The sequence below is a fragment of the Ruegeria sp. H7 genome (assembly GCF_056532945.1).
Genome location: NZ_JBQFNZ010000001.1, coordinates 15,548 through 31,604, shown reverse-complemented (window position 1 = coordinate 31,604; position 16,057 = coordinate 15,548). Strand labels below are relative to the sequence as shown.

The window sequence follows — 16,057 nt, the reverse complement described above, 5'->3', positions numbered from 1 at the left end:
GCCTGATTTGCTCTATCCCTTACAGGGTTCGTCAATTTGATTGTCTTTCGCCAAGAGGTGCGCCGTGAAACTTGAAATCCCGAACTCCACGCCACCTGCGGATGCGTCTCAGCGCAAAACCATAAAACCTGTCATCTGCTATCCGCCAGACACGCTGGACCCGCCGGACCTGGCTGGGCTGCGTGCCCTGCGCAACGCAGCCGTCAAATCCGCCGAGATCACTGCGGCCCCTCGGGATGCGGCGTGTATCGACGTCCCCGCAGGCGCGTTTTTTCGAATTGTGTCGGTGCAGGGGTCTCAGGTCGGCGATCTGAACCTGTGGAACAAGCACGATCTGACCGAGCGGTTCTATTCCGGAAAAACCCGCGCGTTGCATGGCACGCATCTGTCGACCGGAGACCGGATGTGGTCGAGTTTCCCTGCCATGCGCCCGATGGCGACCATCATTGACGACACTCTGGACTGGTATGGATTCGATGAGTTCGGCGGCTCGGTCCACGATGTTATCGGGACGCGCTGTGACCCGTATACCGGTCGTCTGTTGTCTGGTGATGACTACCACTATTGCTGCCATTCCAATTTGACACGCGCCTTGTCCCGGCATTGCAGTCTGCCGCTGCACGAGGCCGAGATGCACGTGCATGACGTGTTGAACGTTTTCATGTGCACCGGATTCACGCGGGACACCGGTCAGTATTTCATGAAGGCCAGCCCGGTGCGTCCGGGAGATTACCTTGAGTTTTACGCCGAGATTGATCTGATCGTTGGTCTGTCGGCCTGCCCGGGCGGGGATTGTTCGTCCGAGCATTCCTCGGACACCGCCGCTTGCTACCCGTTGTTGATCGAGGTCTACGACCCCGGTGAAACAGCCCGTGCTGCGCATGAACCACCGGCCGTTTCGGCCTATAGCCGCACACATGGAACGGATTGAGTTTGGATATTTCGCGGCGCTTTCCGGGTTCAAAAAACAGCCCCACAACAGGCGAATAGACCCTTAAGTCTGATAAACGTTAACAAAAATCGGAATTTGTTATAGTCTTGTGGCGTTATTCAATTGGTAACGCCCGGGTATTGGTGTGACACAGACGCTTTATGAGAAATACGGTGGTTTCAAAACGATCAGCCGGGTGGTGATGTCCTTCTACGAAATGGCATTGGATTCCGACGAGATCGGCGACTATTTCGAAGATATCGATATGCCGCGCCTGATCGACCATCAAACCAAATTCGTTTCCTCTCTGATCGGGGGGCCTGCTGCATTCAGTGACGACAGGATCGAGGCGGTTCATCGCCATCTCAACATCAGCCATGAGGATTTCGACGCCATGGCCGTGTTGTTCGGCGAGGCGCTGGAAATGCACGGTATGTCAGAGCCCGACATCAAGACAGCCCTTGGCGCGATTGAAGGAAAACGGTCGATCATCGTCGCCCGGGACGCTGCATGAGCATCCATGCCATCAACGAGCAATTGTTACGCGCTATTGGCGTCGGCGTGGCCGTGGTGCGGGCCGAGGATCTGGAGTTTGTCTTTCACAATGGCTCTTTCGCCGAATGGTTCGGCAAGCCAGAGGAGGGTCAAACGCTGCTGGATCTGGTGCCCGATCTTGATCTGAGAGAGTTGGATGACGTCAAACAATCTGGCCTGCGCTACTCGGTCGAGTTGCAGATCAAGCCCAGACGCCGGACCTTGATCTTTGCGGTCACAGTGTCATTGGCCAATGGCCTGTCCGAGCAGGTTCTGATCATCGAATGCCAGAACATCACGCGCATTCGCGAACTTGAAAGCATGATCGACAGCTACTCGACCATGGTGGAGCGCAACACCCGAGAGTTGGAGCGCGAAAAGGAACGGGTCGAACGTCTGCTGCTGAACGTGATGCCGCGCGCGGTGTACGAAGAGTTCAAGACCTTTGGCGTTGTGACCCCGCAATTGTACGATCAGGTCTCGGTCGTGATGCTGGATTTTGTCGGCTTCACCGACTTTGCCGCGAAAACCGATCCGACAGTGACGCTGAGCGAGTTGAACGACATCTTCACAGCCTTTGACCGGATCGTAGAACAGTTCGGATGCGAGAGGATCAAGACGATCGGTGACGCCTATCTGGCCGTTTCGGGCATGCCCGATGCGACGCCGGATCACGCAACCGCCGTGGCCCATTGTGCCGTGCGGTTTCTGCGCTATCTCGAACGCCGCAATGAAAGCCACCCCCATAAATGGCAGGCACGTGTCGGGTTGGGCATGGGGGCTGCGGTCGGGTCGGTCGTGGGTATCCAGAAATACGTCTATGACGTCTTTGGTCCAGCGGTGAACACCGCCGCGCGTCTGCAAGTCTTTGCAAACCCGATGAATATCGTCGCGCCGGAGGAAATGAAATACGCCCTGATCGACGAATTTCAGGTCTCGGATATCGGTCTTGTCGACATAAAGGGCATGGGGCAGATGAACCTGATCAATGTCACCTCTGGCCTGAGCGTACCGCAAAACAGTCAGCGGGTCTGAACCGGTTCAGTCGTCCTGCGGCACCAACCCCAATCCACGCAGATAGATACCGATACCACTTTCCAGCAGGTCCTCGGGCGGGAAGGGCGACGTTGCGCCCGTGTTGCGGGCGTAGAGTTCGACAACCCCATGGCTCATCGCCCAGATATGTGCGCTGAACATCGAGGCAGGCGGGCGCTTTTCCGGTGGAATATGTTGCGACAGATCGGCTGCGGCCTTTTCCAACACGTTCTTGGCACGATTGGCCGCCAGAGACAGCTCGGGCGTGCGGTTCAGAGACACGCCGCTTTCGAACATCGCGATATAGTGGCCGGGATGTTTGCGGGCAAAAGCCAGATAGGCGCGGCCCGTCGCCTCGAACGCGGCAAGGGCCGAGGGCTGGCCTTTGTCATAGGCGTACTGCATCAGGTCGGCAAACATCTCGAAGCCTTGCTTGGCAGCTTCTGCAATCAGATCTTCACGCCCGTGGTAGTGCCGATAAACAGCCGCTGGCGTGACCCCGGCCGTCTTCGCCGCCTCGGACAGAGTGAACCCCGTTGGGCCTTTTTCCTCGATCAGGGACAACGCAGCCTCAATCAGGGCTTGTTTCAGGTTTCCATGGTGGTAACCGCGTTTCGTCATCCTGGCCTCAGGTCAGTTTTCATTCCTTGGGAAGCAAAGACATAGTCCACCTGTGTCTGAGCGTCCATCACTTGGTGCTGCGTGCCTACGCGTCCCAAATCTCTGGCCCGCCGCAGATCTTTGGGTCGATTTTGCCCACCGCGCCCTTGTCTTTTTCATCATAGTCCAGCGCGCCAAGAACCGTCTGAATCGCTGCGATGCGGGCGCGTTTCTTGTCGTCTGATCGGACGATGGTCCAGGGGCAATGCTCGGTATGGGATCGGGTCAAAGTCTCCGAGATCGACTGAGTGTATTCGTCCCATTTGTTCAATCCCGCCACATCAATGGGGCTGAGTTTCCATTGCTTCAGCGGGTCGGTTTCTCGCGCGAGGAACCGGTTCAGCTGTTCGGCGCGCCCGACATTCAGCCAGAACTTGAACAGGTGGATACCGTCATTCACCAGCCCGGTTTCCAGCGGCAGAACCTGACGAAAGAAACGTTCGCGTTGTTCAGGCTCGCAAAAGCCAAAAACGTTTTCAACCACACCGCGATTGTACCAGCTGCGGTCGAAGAACACGATTTCCCCAGCCGTGGGCAGATGTTGGATATAACGCTGGAAATACCACTGGCTGCGTTCGGCGTCGGACGGTTTGGCCAGTGCCACATTGCGTGCGCCGCGCGGGTTCAGGTTTTCGCGAAAGCGTTTGATCGTGCCGCCTTTGCCCGCCGCGTCGCGGCCTTCGAAGATGATTGCAACCCGCTGACCGGTCTCTTTGACCCAGGATTGCATTTTGACCAGTTCGATCTGCAACGCCTCGATCTGCGCCTCATAGTCCTTGAACTTCATCTTTTCCGCATAGGGGTAGGTCGGGTTCAGGATCTCGCCCTTTTTTGCCTTTTTGATCAGGTCGCGCACATCCTTCGGCGCGCCTTTGCGGAAGTAGTTATCGATGGAGCCTTTTTCGGACCGGGCCATGCATCACCTCGCAATAAAATCCATTTCTTACTATGGATTAGGTGCCCGCCTAACGCAAACCCGCACGCTGCGCAGCCCGGTTGATTGCGGCGGCGACTTCCTCGGCAGCCACGACCTGTGGCATGTGACCGATGCCGGGCAGTTCAATCAATTCGGCGCCTGGTATCTGATCGATCAGGCGATGCGAGTGCCATTCGAGCCCGACCGTATCGTCGGCGGTGCCGTGCAGGATTTCCGTCGGCACCGAAATCTCGGCATAACGGGGTTGTAACGCGGCGACTTCGTCCAGCAGGTTGGCGCGTTGTTTGGCATTGGCGTGCATCGAGGCCCGGCGCATGGTCAGGCCGGGTCCGAAATGCGCGGCGTATCCTTCGGGGGCTGTCTGCGGGGCAAAGACCTTGTCCATCGCCTGTTCGACATACCAACCCGGCACGTAAGACGTGATCAGGGGCAGGGCGAGCGTGTTCCCGACAGGGGTCGAGGCGAGGCGGTTGAACCCATCAAGCGGCGTCTCCCATGGGATGGCGGCCGGGGCGATCAGAACAAGGGCCGAGATATTGTCGGGCCGCGTTACGGCCCAGGCAAGCGAGACGGATCCGCCATAGCTTTGGCCAGCGACGATGGGTTTATCGGCCCCTAGCTGAGCGGCAGCCTTTTGCAGGATGTCAGCCTGTTCGGTGATGGTTTCTCCGTCAGGATTGAAACTGGCGGAATAGCCTAGCCCCGGACGGTCAAACACGATGACACGGTAGGTCTGGGCAAGGATTGGCGCCAACGCAAAGGTCATGTCGCGCGTGTTTCCGCTGGACCCGTGGATCAGTACCACATCGGGGCCTTCGCCCATCACGACAGCGTGGACTGCGATCCCATCGACGTCCAGAATTTGACCTTCCGGTGGAAAGGCAGCTTCGGCCCGCGCTTCGATCTGGGCGCTGCGCCACGCGGTGAACGCGGCAAAGCCAAGAACGAGTACGGCAAATGATATCAGAAGCTTAACGGCCAATTTCGTCCATGTCGAATGGTGTGGTCTGGTATATCTCGTTGATCCAGTTTCCGTACAAAAGATGCGCGTGGCTGCGCCAGCGGTTTTGCGGCGTCCGGGTCGGGTCGTCATCGGGGTAGTAGTTCATCGGCACATTGATCGGCGTGCCATTGGCCACGTCCCGGTCATATTCCTGCTTCAACGTATCGCTGTCATATTCGAAATGGTTGAAGATATAGAGCGCACGATGCCCCGGATCCTCGACCAGACAGGGGCCCACATCGTCGCTGCCCAGCAGGGTGTTCAGCCCCGGTGCGCCGTCAATCTCGGCCTGTTTCATTTCGGTCCAGCGGCTGACCGGAATGACGCAATCATCCGAGAAGCCGCGCAGGAACGGAGACGCCGCGTTCAGGTTCCGGTGTCGGAAACAGCCAAACGCTTTGGCATCCAGCATGTGCTTTTTGACGCCGTGGAAATGGTTGATCATCGCCATCCCGCCCCAACAGACGCCGAAGGTGGAATGCACGTTGGTCTGGGTCCACTCAAACACTTCGCTGATTTCGTCCCAATAGGTGACATCCGGAAATTCCAGATGTTCAATCGGCGCGCCGGTAATGATCAGACCGTCGAATTTCTGATCCTTGACCTCCTGAAAAGGGCGGTAGAACTCGGCCATATGTTCGGCTGCGGTGTTCTTGGTCCGATGCTCGGTCATGCGGATCAGGGACAGATCGATCTGCAGTGGCGTCGCACCGATCAGACGTGCGAACTGGTTTTCCGTCTGAATCTTCTTGGGCATCAGATTCAGCAACCCGATCTTCAGGGGGCGGATATCCTGACGCATTGCCTGATCCTCGGCCATGACCATAACGCCTTCCTTGGTCAGGACGTCAAAGGCAGGCAGGTCTGAGGGGATCTTGATCGGCATCGGTTCAGGCTTTTTTGGGTTTTTACAGAAGCTTGTAGTTAGGCGTTCTTGGGTTGGGTCTCAAGGGCGCGTTCGATCAACTCATCGAAATCGGCCGCGTCGCGCACCTTGCCGATCTCATCGGCGGTGATGGTGATGCCCCAGTTTTTGGCCATGGCCGCATATCTGGGCTGACGATGGGCCAGCGCCTGTGCATAGGTCCAGCGGATGAAGGCATTCGGATCGACCTCGGCCTCGGCGCAGCCGTGCTGGTCCAGATAGTCGGTCCACACGCGAGTCAGGAATTCGGCCTGATAGGACATCGGTTTCGGAGCTTTGTCGAAGCGGCGGACAAGCTCTGCCGTGTGATCCTCGTCCCCCTTCAGCCAGATCATAAGCGTGTGCTTGGACAGTTCGGTCATTACTTGATCAGACGGATCATTGGGATCGACCCATTCGCAGATCGACCCGCCGGTGTCGCAGATGAAATGCGGGTAGTGATACAGACGTTGCGCCCGGTCGATGAAATACTCGGTATCCAGCAAGGCATGAATCTCGGCCAGTCGGAACTGTTCCTGACGGCGGCGGTATTCGGGCATCTCAAGCCCGCCTTTGACCGGATCGCCGGGCTTGCCCAGATAGGCGGCAACGGGTGTCAGGTTCTCGAATGAAATGTTTGAGCCGATATATATCGAATCCGACAAAAGCAGATCGCGCAGAAACGGCACCTTCATCGCCTCGGCCTTGGCATTGTCGGTGATGTATTCACCCATGTAGCGCGTGCCGATCCGGTAATCGATCGAGTAATGAAACCAGTCGCCCGAATCCCGCAGGATGTTCGACACATAGGTTTTGCCCAGGCCCGACATGCCGAAAAACAGCACTTTCTTCCGCGCAGCGCTGCGCCAATCCTTTGCCGAGCCGTAGATCATGTTGTGCTGTCCCTTAGTTTTGCCTTTGCTAGAACGGGCAGGGGACCGCGTCAATCGCGCTTGCCCGAGCGGTTCAGGATTACCAGCCCAAAGGCAAGGATTGCAAAACCGACATAGGCATTGGGCGGCAGCGCTTCGTCCCTTAGCCCCGCGCCAAGGACAATGGCGACGGGCGGGATGACCAAAGTGACCAGCATCAAGTTGCCGCTGCCAGCCATTGCCAGAACCCGGTAATACAGAAGATAGGCCCCCGCCGTTGCGACGATGGCATAGTATCCAATGGCCGCCCATGTTGCCGCCGGAAGGCGCAGGGTTGGCACGCCATCAACCATCAGCGTGATCGGCAGGATCAAGAGCGTCGCGCCGGTCAGCATACCCGCCGCTGCGACGACAGGGGACATGCCGGACAGGTGTTTTCGGCCCCACACGCTGGCGAAGGCATAAGACACCGTGCCCGCCAAAACGGCGAGCTGAGCCAGGCTTTGCAGGTTGAAACCTGCAAAGTTGCCAAGGCCGATGGCGACCGAGACGCCCGCAAACCCAAGAACGACTCCAGTCAGGCGCGATTTTGTCAGCCGTTCATCCACGAAGAATAAGGCCGCAACCAGCACGCCAAAGATCGCCGTTGCCGCATTCAAAATAGCCACAAGCCCGGTGTCGATGTGCAACTGTCCCCACGCCATCAGCGAGAAGGGAACGGCATTGTTCAAAAGACCCATGATCAAGAAGGCCAGCCAGGTTCGTGGGTCCGTGGGCAGCTCAAGGCGCTTGATCCAAACGACCAGCCACAGCGCGGCCATGGCCCAGAACGTGCGGTGCAGGACCGAAGTCATCACCGGGATCGTATCCAGCGCAATGCGAATCGACACAAAGGACGCGCCCCAGATCAGGCCAAGAAGCAACAGTTCGGCCCAGGCGCGGGATGAGAGATGTTTCTGAGGTTCCATAGGGCCAACCTGTCACCACGCGAACGCCGAAGCGACCCGAAACATGCGACAAAAAAGACCCCGCCGAATGGGCGGGGCCTTGTGTTTGCGTGATCGGTCAGATCAGTCCAAAGCGTAGGTGATCTGGAAACCAACACTCCAGGCGCTGTTGCCTGAGAAGTCGGCGCGCGCGTTGGGGCCTGCGCCGTCCACGGTCGCATCGCCGATGTCGGTATAGCGGATGCCTCCCGAGATTTTGGCTTTTTCCAACGAATATGTTCCACCGACACCGATGCTCCAGAAACCGTCGGTCGGACCAAGGTTCGATACTGGTTCACCCTCGTCGGTTTCATAGCCAAGTGTTACCGCACCAGAGAATTCGTCGGAAAACTGATAACCAAGACCGAGCGAATAGGTATAGGTGGCGTTGTCGTAGTCGACAAGTGGGTTAAATGGATAATTCGGCGGCGAAAAGTTGAGCTGAGGCCAGTCAACCCAACGAATAGATCCGAAAAGCAGGGTCTTCGGGGCGACGCCAGTCTGAAAATCCAGATTGACCGATTGCGGTGTTTCGATCTCGGTTCCTGAGTTGAGCGTACCGGTGGAATCAAGTGCCTCGGTTTGCGAGAGATTATGGCTGATCTTTGAGTTATAAGTCAGTGCGACACGAGCAGCAATTTCCGGTTTTTCCCAAGCGACTCCGACAACATATCCGAACGAAATGTCCGCGTCCGTATTGACTTCATACCCGGCTACAAGTGGTACGCTAACCGATGCCTTTACGCGCTGCGCGCGTACGCCACCCAGTGCGCTGAACCCGTTGTCAAATTTGTAACGCAAAAGCGCGGTCACAGCATCTGTGTCTGCGGTTGCATTCAGAGTATCCTGGCGTCCAGCAGGGTTTGGGTTGATCGACAGCGGGTAATCATCGGCATATTCAATGTCCGCGCCGAAAGGTTGATCATACATGATCGCAAAGTCCAACTGTTCAGTCAGAGCAGTCTTGTACCCCAGGTGCGGTGTAAAAAAGTCATTTGCAACGTTGCCCGAATCGACAGGTTGACCAGCATTTGGCCCGATTAACGCAGGCATTGTTCCCGATACACTTGGGTTGGTGTACCCAAGGCGAAACTGAACTACCGATCCCTCCTCAAAGATCAGGTTGATGCCTTGCCCGCTTCGATCCAGGCCACCTGCATGACCAGCTGTCGCCCCAAAGCAAAGCGCACATGTCGTCAGTAGCGCTTTTTTCATTTTGAACCTCCCTTTACAGTCCCTCGCAGGTGCTTTCGGCTACGCGTTGAGTGTGAGTTGCGTACCAACCTGCAAAAATGTGCCCGATACTTTCTTTCCGGTTAGTTTAAGGTCAAGTCGTGACCGTGCGTTACTAGTTACGACTAGAGTCGCGGACTGTTGCCAAACTGTTACGATTCTCGGACCACACGTTCAGGAAAATCCCCGAGAAGATCACGGCAGCCCCCAGCATTGTCCAATGATCGATGGGCTCGTTGTAAAGAAGCATTCCGACCACGGCGATTGTGGGGAGACGCGCGAAGTCAAAGGGGATGACCACAGTGGCCGGAGCGATGGCTAACGCGTTGGTAATACAGAAATGTGCCAGCAATCCGGCCAGCCCGACCAACAGCAAGTAGGGCGCTGTTTGCAGGGTGGGAAGGGCGATCTGACCGTCCAGACCTGCGGCCGCAGCCCCCAGAACGGCCTGCATAACGGCAAGCCAGAACATGATGCATCCGATGCTTGCAAACCGCGTCAGCTTTTTGGTGGTTATCGTTGTAAACGCGAAGAAAATCGCCGAGGCGGCAGCCATCATCAAGCCGGGGCTTAGCGGGGCGGTGCCGGGACGCGTTACGATGAGGATACCTGCAAAACCGATCAGGGCCGCAGTGACCTTGAGTGTTGTCAGACGCTCATTCAAAAACAACGGCGATAGCAGGATGACCCACAGCGGCTGCGTGAACTCCAGCGCGAAGACCTGTGCCAAAGGAATCACCCCGACCGCGTAGAACCACAGATTCTGTCCGGTGAAATGCAGCGCGTTCCGGATCGCATGAAGGCTCAGGCGTTCGGTGGTGACCTGATGCCACCCGCGAATTGCGCTTAGCACAGTCGCGACGACAATGATGCCCACGATGCTGCGATACATCATGATTTCGAACGTGTCGTGATGCAGGCTCAGTTCGCGCCCGGCGACAGCCATCGAGGAAAACGACAGGATCGCGCCGATCATCCAGAAACCGGCCTTGAAGACCTGGACCGATCCTTTCTCCACCCCGCATCCTCCGCGCTTTGTTCCTGTGTCTTACAGGGCTTAAACGGATTCGGGCGGATCGGGCACCCTGAATCCGGTTTTGACGGATCTGCGCTGAATCGCGCAATGGGTCACGCCTGAGTTCAGCAGGGTCCTAAGAACCTAAGGTCGGCGCAGAAGCAGCGCCAGTAAACAAAAAAGCCGGGATGGTGATCACCAATCCCGGCTTTTGCGATGCTCTGTCATTCCCACTCGATCGTTCCGGGGGGTTTTGATGTGATGTCATAGGTGCAGCGGTTGATGCCCTTGACCTCGTTGATGATTCGCGTGGCGGTTTCGCCCAGGAACTCGTGGCTGAACGGATAGTAATCGGCGGTCATACCATCGACCGAGGTCACAGCGCGCAAGGCACAGGCATAGTCATAGGTGCGGCCGTCACCCATAACGCCAACGGTGCGCACGGGCAGAATGGCAACGAAGGCCTGCCAGATGTCGTCGTAAAGGCCGTGTTTGCGGATCTGGTCGATGTAGATGGCATCGGCATCGCGCAGGATCTCCAGCTTTTCGCGGGTGATCTCGCCCGGGCAGCGGATGGCCAGCCCCGGTCCGGGGAAGGGGTGGCGGCCGATGAAGCTGTTTGGCAGGCCCAGTTCGCGGCCCAGTGCCCGGACTTCGTCCTTGAACAATTCGCGCAGGGGTTCGACCAGTTTCAGGCCCATCTTTTCCGGCAGGCCGCCGACATTGTGGTGCGACTTGATTGTCACCGAGGGCCCGCCCGAGAACGAGACGGATTCGATCACGTCGGGGTACAGCGTTCCTTGCGCCAGGAACTCGGCCCCATCGATGGTGTCGGCGTGTTTCTGGAACACGTCGATGAACAGTTTGCCGATGATCTTGCGTTTGGTTTCCGGGTCGCTCTGACCGTCCAACTCGCCAAGGAACAGCTCGCTTTCATCCGCGTGGATCAGCTGAATGTTGTAGTTGTCGCGGAACATGCCCACGACCTCGGCGGCTTCGTTCTTGCGCAGCAGGCCGTGATCGACAAAGACACAGGTCAGCTGGTCGCCGATAGCCTCGTGAATCAGGATCGCCGCGACCGAGCTGTCGACGCCGCCGGACAGACCGCAGATGACCTTTTTGTCGCCAACCTGTTCACGGATATTGCGGATCATCTCTTCGCGATAGGCACCCATGGTCCAATCGCCCTTGAACCCGGCCAGCTTGACGAAGTTTTCGTACAGCTTTGCGCCTTTGGGCGTGTGGTGCACCTCGGGGTGGAATTGCACCGCATAGAAGTGGCGCGCGGGGTCTGCTGTGATCGCGTAGGGCGCGTTGGGCGAGGTGCCGTAGACCTCAAAACCCGGTGCAATTTCGCTGACATGGTCGCCGTGGCTCATCCAGACCTGTTCGTCGCCGTCAGCGAACCAGCCGTCCAGAATGTCTAGCTTGCTTTCCGGTGTAACAAAGGCACGACCGAATTCGGCAGTGCCATGGCCGCTTTCGACCTTGCCGCCAAGCTGGTGCATCATCACCTGCTGACCGTAGCAAATGCCAAGGATCGGCACGCCGTAGTCGAAAATCTCTTGCGGGGCGCGGGGCGATCCCTCGCGCGTGACGCTGTCCGGGCCGCCTGAAAAGATCACGGCGCGCGGCGCCATCCGGCGCACCACATCCATCGTGACATTTTGGTAGGGGTGGATTTCGCAATAGACGTTCAGTTCACGCAGGCGACGGGCAATCAGCTGCGTTACCTGGCTGCCGAAGTCGATGATCAGAAGGCGGTCATGGGTGTCTTGGGTCATATCCGCGCCTTAGGCCAAGCGCACCTGTTTCGCAAGAGCAACCTCTGATTCTCAAAGGGGTTCAGCGATTCAAAAAAAGGAATTGTAAAAGTTTTGTAACGAAATTATGACAACTCGGCTGGGTCGATGTATATACAAATAGAACAAGGGACCGAAATTGCCGATTTCCATCGAGATTGCCGCACTGAATCTGGCATTGGCGCTGTTTTGCGGCGCGCTAATCGGGTCCGAGCGTCAGGTCCGCCAAAGAATGGCCGGGCTGCGGACAAATGCGCTGGTCGCGCTGAGTGCTGCTGCTTTTGTTGTATTCTCGGCGCTGTTTCCGGATGAGGTGAGCCCGACGCGCGTTGCGGCGCAGGTCGTTTCGGGCATCGGCTTTCTGGGGGCCGGTATCATTTTCCGTCATGGCTTCACCATTCATGGCCTGAATACGGCCGCTACCCTGTGGTGCTCGGCTGCCGTCGGAATGATGGCGGGGGCAGGGGCCTGGGTGTTTGCCGTCATGATGACGGGTTTCGTGATTTTTGTGAATCTCGGGCTTAGGCCGTTGGTGAAATGGCTCAAGCGCACCACGCGTGCCGGGGTGCCGCTGACGCAAGAGTTCAAAATCCTTCTTCAATGCTCGGAAGAGACGCAGGCAGATGCGCGTGTCGCTGTTCTCAAGGCATTGGCGCAAAACGATGTTCGAATCGTTGGCTTTGAAAAGGGCGATGCGGTGGAAGGCAAACGAACAATCGCTGTTCTGGTCTCGATGGAAGATCACCCCGAGGAGCTGCAGCACAAGGTTGTCGCCCCTCTGATGCTTGAGCCGAGCATCGACAGCATTGAATGGGATACGGTTTCCGAAGCGTAACGCGACGGTGCAGATCTACGCCAACATAAGGCCCGATGTCGCTTTTCCCCCCAGAGCGCCGTAAACCATATGCTCGATGATGCTCAATCCTGTAACTAAACGGTCAATCTAACCATTCAGACGGGATTTTCTCATGGCAGAGGCAAACACCCGGCGCAGGGCGAGAGGCGGCGGTGGCGCTGCCCGCCGGGCCGAGCGCACCGCGGTTCGCATCGAAACTGCAAAGTATATCGAACGCAACATTCCGAATTTCGAAGTTCTCAACGAAGAAGCGTTGGAGATCATCGAATACAACGCGGAAACCGTGCTGGAAGAGATCGGCGTCAACTTCGTCGACAACCCGGCGGCGCTGGAACGCTGGCGCGATGCGGGCGCGGATATCGATGGTGAGCGTGTGCGCATCCCACGCGGTCTAGCGCGAGAGTTGATCAAGACCGCCCCCAGCCAATTCACGCAACACGCCCGCGACCCCGAGAAATCGGTCGAAATTGGCGGCCGCAATCTGGTGCTTGCCCCGGTCTATGGCCCGCCATTCGTGCGTGACGCGCAGGGCGGTCGCCGTTATGCGACCATGGATGACTTCAACAAATTCGTGAAACTGGCCTATATGTCCAAGTGGCTGCACCACTCGGGCGGGACAGTGTGCGAACCGACCGATATTCCGGTGAACAAGCGTCACCTGGATATGCTCTTGGCGCATATGACCCTGTCGGACAAACCCTTTATGGGATCCGTGACCGACCCCAGTCGCGCGCAGGATTCGGTTGAGATGTGCGAGATCCTGTTCGGCAAAGAGTTCGTGCAGGAAAACACGGTGATGACCTCGCTGACCAACATCAACTCGCCGATGACCTTCGACGATGTGATGATGGGGTCCCTGGAGGTCTATGCACGCAACAATCAGGCCTGCATCATCTCTCCGTTCATCGTCGGCGGCGCGATGGCTCCGGTGTCGGTCGCCGGGACGCTGACGCAGGTTCTGGCCGAGGTTCTGGCCGGTGTCGCCTATAGCCAGATTATTCGCCCCGGCGCACCTGCGATTTTCGGCGCGATGGTGACCTCGATCGACATGAACTCGGGTGCGCCGACATTCGGAACGCCCGAGGCTTCGCACATCACCTATGGCGCGGGCCAGTTGGCGCGGCGTCTGAACCTGCCTTACCGTTCGGCCGGCTCGTTCTGCGGGTCGAAACTGCCGGACGCGCAGGCGGCGTATGAAACAGCCAACTCGTTGAACATGGGTCTGCTGTCGGGTGTGAACTTCATGCTGCATGCCTGCGGCTGGCTTGAAGGCGGTCTGGTCGCTGATTTCGAGAAATTCGTCATGGATGCCGATCAACTGGGCATTCTGCACGGCTTGGCCAAAGGCGTGACCTATGACGAAAACGCGCTGGCCATGGACGCGATCCGCGAAGTCGGGCCGGGCGGTCACTATCTGGGTTGCGCGCATACGCAGGCCAATTTCAAGGACGCGTTCTGGAAAACCGAAATGCTGGACTACAAGCCGTTCGAGACCTGGCAGGAAGAAGGCGCCCGCGATACGCGCGCCCTGGCAACTGCGCGGGTCGAGCATCTGCTGGCAAACTATCAGCAGCCGCAGATGGACCCGGACAAAGCCGCCGCGCTTGAGGCTTATGTAGCGGAAAAGAAAGCCTCTATGCCGGACGCTTTCATCTGATCAAGTAGTGTACGAGGCGCGGCTGGCCTGATACAGCTGCGCCTCGCCCAACAGGGCAATCAGAAGATCCAGATGCCGGACCAGAGAATAGGCAGCATCTTCTTCTTTTCGTTGCTCATTTACCTCTCTCTCAAGCTCTAGCAACCGCATCAGGGCCGCGCCTGTGCCGGGCAGCGAACCATATCCCAGAATGCGTTGCAGGTGCCGGTCCCGATTGTAATCCTGCGCCCCGTGTTTGGCCGCCCGTGCCAGCAGTCGGGGGCGGCGAAGCGTTGTGATCATGGTCATCAGGTCCTGCATGTTCGTGTTCCCTTGTACGAGCTTTGACGGCCTGTTTGTCACACAACCTAAGCGGGTGTTGCCTTAGTTCGGCTCCCCCCGAACGATGGTTTCACGACTGTTTATCTTTTTGAATCAAATCTGGTTCCAGGCCGTTGGGGTTAACGAACGAGTAACGAAAGCACCTCTAGTTAGATTTGGTTAACTCAAATTCCGAGGGCGAAAAGTGGCAGTCTGTTTTGTCGACGAGGGCAAATGAATATGGAAAACAACGTGGCTTTCACCATCCCGGCATGGGTGCCTGAAGGGGCGCAAAGATACCTTGCTCATACCGAGACCGGCCGATCGATACGGGATATCGCGCGATCGGCAGGGTGCCATGCGTCGACCATTCTTCGGCAGATCAGACGCATTGAAATGCGCCGTGACGATCCGCTTGTGGATGCAGCCCTGCAATCGCTGGCCCAAACCCATTTTTCGATTTCCGAAAACCACCGTGCCTTGCCGGACGAGGGGGAAGAGGACGTTTTCGATCAGGAAGCCATGCGCGTTCTGCGCCGTTTGTGCGAAACCGGGTCGGTGCTTGCCGTGGCCGAAGATATGGACAAGGCAGTTGTCGTTCGGGATACGGGCGAGGCCGGTGCGACCCGAACCGCCGTGGTCGAATGCAGGATTGCACAGGCGCTGGCCTTGCAGGACTGGATCACCTGCGACAATCCCGGGCGGATTTCACGGTATAGGATATCGGCATCAGGTCGCACCGCGCTAAGCCGTCTTGTGGCCAAGGCCGAAAACAAAGCCCGCGCGCGCAATGAATTTGGTATGGCCGAGGCGCAAACACCGTTTCAGGCCAAAGCCGCCTCGGACCAAGGCGACCGGGCGCGGCGCATCCGCTATAGCGCTGCAGAAAGCCCGCTGATCGCGCTGGCGCGGCGTCGGGATCGGGACGGTAAACCCTTTCTGGACGAGACCCTTGTCAGTGCAGGAGAGCGCCTGCGCGAAGATTTTGAACTGGCGCAGATCGGCCCTCAGGTGGCGCAGAATTGGGACCGGTTTCTTACAAGCGGTGGCCGGGGCAGTTTCGGCAGCGAGTCGCATGGCGGACGCGGGTCCTCTGATGCGCGCGACCGGGTGGCGCGGGCCTTGTCTGATCTGGGTCCGGGTCTCAGCGATGTTGCCTTGCGGTGTTGCTGCTATCTGGAAGGGCTGGAATTGGCGGAAAAGCGTATGGGATGGTCGGCGCGGTCCGGTAAAATCGTCCTGCGCATCGCTTTGCAGCGCCTGAAACGACACTATGAAGATCAGGCTGAACGGGATCGGATGATCGGTTAGAAGTCATACATAACCCTTGCA

16 protein-coding genes are annotated in these 16,057 nt (G+C 57.7%); 6 read left to right on the top strand and 10 right to left on the bottom strand.

What is annotated here, in order from left to right; genetic code table 11:
- Nucleotides 1-64: 64 nt before the first annotated feature.
- The 3 genes from ACR0AC_RS00155 to ACR0AC_RS00145 all read left to right on the top strand — a co-directional run bounded on the left by ACR0AC_RS00155 (nucleotide 65) and on the right by ACR0AC_RS00145 (nucleotide 2,500).
- On the top strand, nucleotides 65-931 hold the full coding sequence (locus tag ACR0AC_RS00155; protein WP_480871599.1) for an urea carboxylase-associated family protein: 867 nt from the start codon (nucleotides 65-67) through the stop codon (nucleotides 929-931).
- A 145-nt stretch (nucleotides 932-1,076) separates the two neighbouring features.
- Nucleotides 1,077-1,445, top strand: coding sequence for a group I truncated hemoglobin (locus tag ACR0AC_RS00150; protein WP_170451166.1), 369 nt, complete (start codon nucleotides 1,077-1,079; stop codon nucleotides 1,443-1,445).
- Nucleotides 1,442-2,500, top strand: a complete 1,059-nt coding sequence (locus tag ACR0AC_RS00145; RefSeq protein ID WP_170734626.1) for an adenylate/guanylate cyclase domain-containing protein — start codon at nucleotides 1,442-1,444, stop codon at nucleotides 2,498-2,500. Before ACR0AC_RS00150 ends, ACR0AC_RS00145 begins: the two co-directional genes overlap by 4 nt.
- Before the next feature lie 6 nt (nucleotides 2,501-2,506).
- On the opposite strand, the gene ACR0AC_RS00140 is transcribed toward ACR0AC_RS00145, so the two are convergent.
- The 9 genes from ACR0AC_RS00140 to guaA form a co-directional block, all read right to left on the bottom strand.
- Nucleotides 2,507-3,121, bottom strand: coding sequence for a TetR/AcrR family transcriptional regulator (locus ACR0AC_RS00140; RefSeq protein ID WP_170451162.1), 615 nt, complete (start codon nucleotides 3,119-3,121; stop codon nucleotides 2,507-2,509).
- 85 nt (nucleotides 3,122-3,206) lie between these two features.
- Nucleotides 3,207-4,076, bottom strand: coding sequence for a polyphosphate kinase 2 (ppk2, locus tag ACR0AC_RS00135; protein WP_480871598.1), 870 nt, complete (start codon nucleotides 4,074-4,076; stop codon nucleotides 3,207-3,209).
- 49 nt (nucleotides 4,077-4,125) lie between these two features.
- Entirely contained in the window at nucleotides 4,126-5,079 is a 954-nt protein-coding gene (locus ACR0AC_RS00130) for an alpha/beta fold hydrolase (protein ID WP_480871597.1), read from the bottom strand.
- Nucleotides 5,069-5,986 (bottom strand): homoserine O-acetyltransferase MetA, encoded by a 918-nt coding sequence (gene metA / locus ACR0AC_RS00125; protein WP_170451156.1) that lies wholly within the window; start codon nucleotides 5,984-5,986, stop codon nucleotides 5,069-5,071. Before metA ends, ACR0AC_RS00130 begins: the two co-directional genes overlap by 11 nt.
- A 38-nt stretch (nucleotides 5,987-6,024) precedes the next feature.
- A complete protein-coding gene (locus ACR0AC_RS00120; protein WP_480780516.1) occupies nucleotides 6,025-6,897 on the bottom strand; it encodes an ATPase in 873 nt (290 codons plus the stop codon).
- Nucleotides 6,898-6,947: 50 nt separating this feature from the next.
- Nucleotides 6,948-7,844, bottom strand: a complete 897-nt coding sequence (locus ACR0AC_RS00115; protein ID WP_480780517.1) for a DMT family transporter — start codon at nucleotides 7,842-7,844, stop codon at nucleotides 6,948-6,950.
- A gap of 102 nt (nucleotides 7,845-7,946) precedes the next feature.
- Nucleotides 7,947-9,077, bottom strand: a complete 1,131-nt coding sequence (locus ACR0AC_RS00110) for an OmpP1/FadL family transporter (RefSeq protein ID WP_480581426.1) — start codon at nucleotides 9,075-9,077, stop codon at nucleotides 7,947-7,949.
- A gap of 133 nt (nucleotides 9,078-9,210) precedes the next feature.
- Nucleotides 9,211-10,071 (bottom strand): DMT family transporter, encoded by an 861-nt coding sequence (locus ACR0AC_RS00105; RefSeq protein ID WP_170519742.1) that lies wholly within the window; start codon nucleotides 10,069-10,071, stop codon nucleotides 9,211-9,213.
- 263 nt (nucleotides 10,072-10,334) lie between these two features.
- Nucleotides 10,335-11,894 (bottom strand): glutamine-hydrolyzing GMP synthase, encoded by a 1,560-nt coding sequence (gene guaA, locus ACR0AC_RS00100; protein ID WP_480780518.1) that lies wholly within the window; start codon nucleotides 11,892-11,894, stop codon nucleotides 10,335-10,337.
- A 157-nt stretch (nucleotides 11,895-12,051) separates the two neighbouring features.
- Between guaA and ACR0AC_RS00095 the strand changes: the two genes are divergently transcribed.
- Together ACR0AC_RS00095 and ACR0AC_RS00090 are read left to right on the top strand one after the other, a co-directional pair.
- Nucleotides 12,052-12,747: an MgtC/SapB family protein gene (locus ACR0AC_RS00095; protein ID WP_170734633.1), complete on the top strand. Its 696-nt coding sequence runs from the start codon at nucleotides 12,052-12,054 to the stop codon at nucleotides 12,745-12,747.
- A gap of 133 nt (nucleotides 12,748-12,880) precedes the next feature.
- Complete coding sequence (locus ACR0AC_RS00090) at nucleotides 12,881-14,425, top strand: trimethylamine methyltransferase family protein (RefSeq protein WP_170518230.1); 1,545 nt, start codon at nucleotides 12,881-12,883, stop codon at nucleotides 14,423-14,425.
- On the opposite strand, the gene ACR0AC_RS00085 is transcribed toward ACR0AC_RS00090, so the two are convergent.
- Entirely contained in the window at nucleotides 14,426-14,725 is a 300-nt protein-coding gene (locus tag ACR0AC_RS00085; protein ID WP_170518233.1) for a DUF6477 family protein, read from the bottom strand.
- A gap of 240 nt (nucleotides 14,726-14,965) precedes the next feature.
- Between ACR0AC_RS00085 and ACR0AC_RS00080 the strand changes: the two genes are divergently transcribed.
- Nucleotides 14,966-16,036, top strand: a complete 1,071-nt coding sequence (locus ACR0AC_RS00080) for a DUF6456 domain-containing protein (protein ID WP_480780533.1) — start codon at nucleotides 14,966-14,968, stop codon at nucleotides 16,034-16,036.
- Nucleotides 16,037-16,057: the final 21 nt, after the last annotated feature.

Coding starts and splice junctions, on each gene's coding strand:
- ACR0AC_RS00145 (WP_170734626.1), top strand. CDS start 1,442: ATGAGCATCCATGCCATCAACGAGCAATTGTTACGCGCTATTGGCGTC.
- ACR0AC_RS00140 (WP_170451162.1), bottom strand. CDS start 3,121: ATGACGAAACGCGGTTACCACCATGGAAACCTGAAACAAGCCCTGATT.
- ppk2 (WP_480871598.1), bottom strand. CDS start 4,076: ATGGCCCGGTCCGAAAAAGGCTCCATCGATAACTACTTCCGCAAAGGC.
- metA (WP_170451156.1), bottom strand. CDS start 5,986: ATGCCGATCAAGATCCCCTCAGACCTGCCTGCCTTTGACGTCCTGACC.
- ACR0AC_RS00120 (WP_480780516.1), bottom strand. CDS start 6,897: ATGATCTACGGCTCGGCAAAGGATTGGCGCAGCGCTGCGCGGAAGAAA.
- ACR0AC_RS00115 (WP_480780517.1), bottom strand. CDS start 7,844: ATGGAACCTCAGAAACATCTCTCATCCCGCGCCTGGGCCGAACTGTTG.
- ACR0AC_RS00110 (WP_480581426.1), bottom strand. CDS start 9,077: ATGAAAAAAGCGCTACTGACGACATGTGCGCTTTGCTTTGGGGCGACA.
- ACR0AC_RS00105 (WP_170519742.1), bottom strand. CDS start 10,071: ATGATCGGCGCGATCCTGTCGTTTTCCTCGATGGCTGTCGCCGGGCGC.
- guaA (WP_480780518.1), bottom strand. CDS start 11,894: ATGACCCAAGACACCCATGACCGCCTTCTGATCATCGACTTCGGCAGC.
- ACR0AC_RS00090 (WP_170518230.1), top strand. CDS start 12,881: ATGGCAGAGGCAAACACCCGGCGCAGGGCGAGAGGCGGCGGTGGCGCT.
- ACR0AC_RS00085 (WP_170518233.1), bottom strand. CDS start 14,725: ATGCAGGACCTGATGACCATGATCACAACGCTTCGCCGCCCCCGACTG.
- ACR0AC_RS00080 (WP_480780533.1), top strand. CDS start 14,966: ATGGAAAACAACGTGGCTTTCACCATCCCGGCATGGGTGCCTGAAGGG.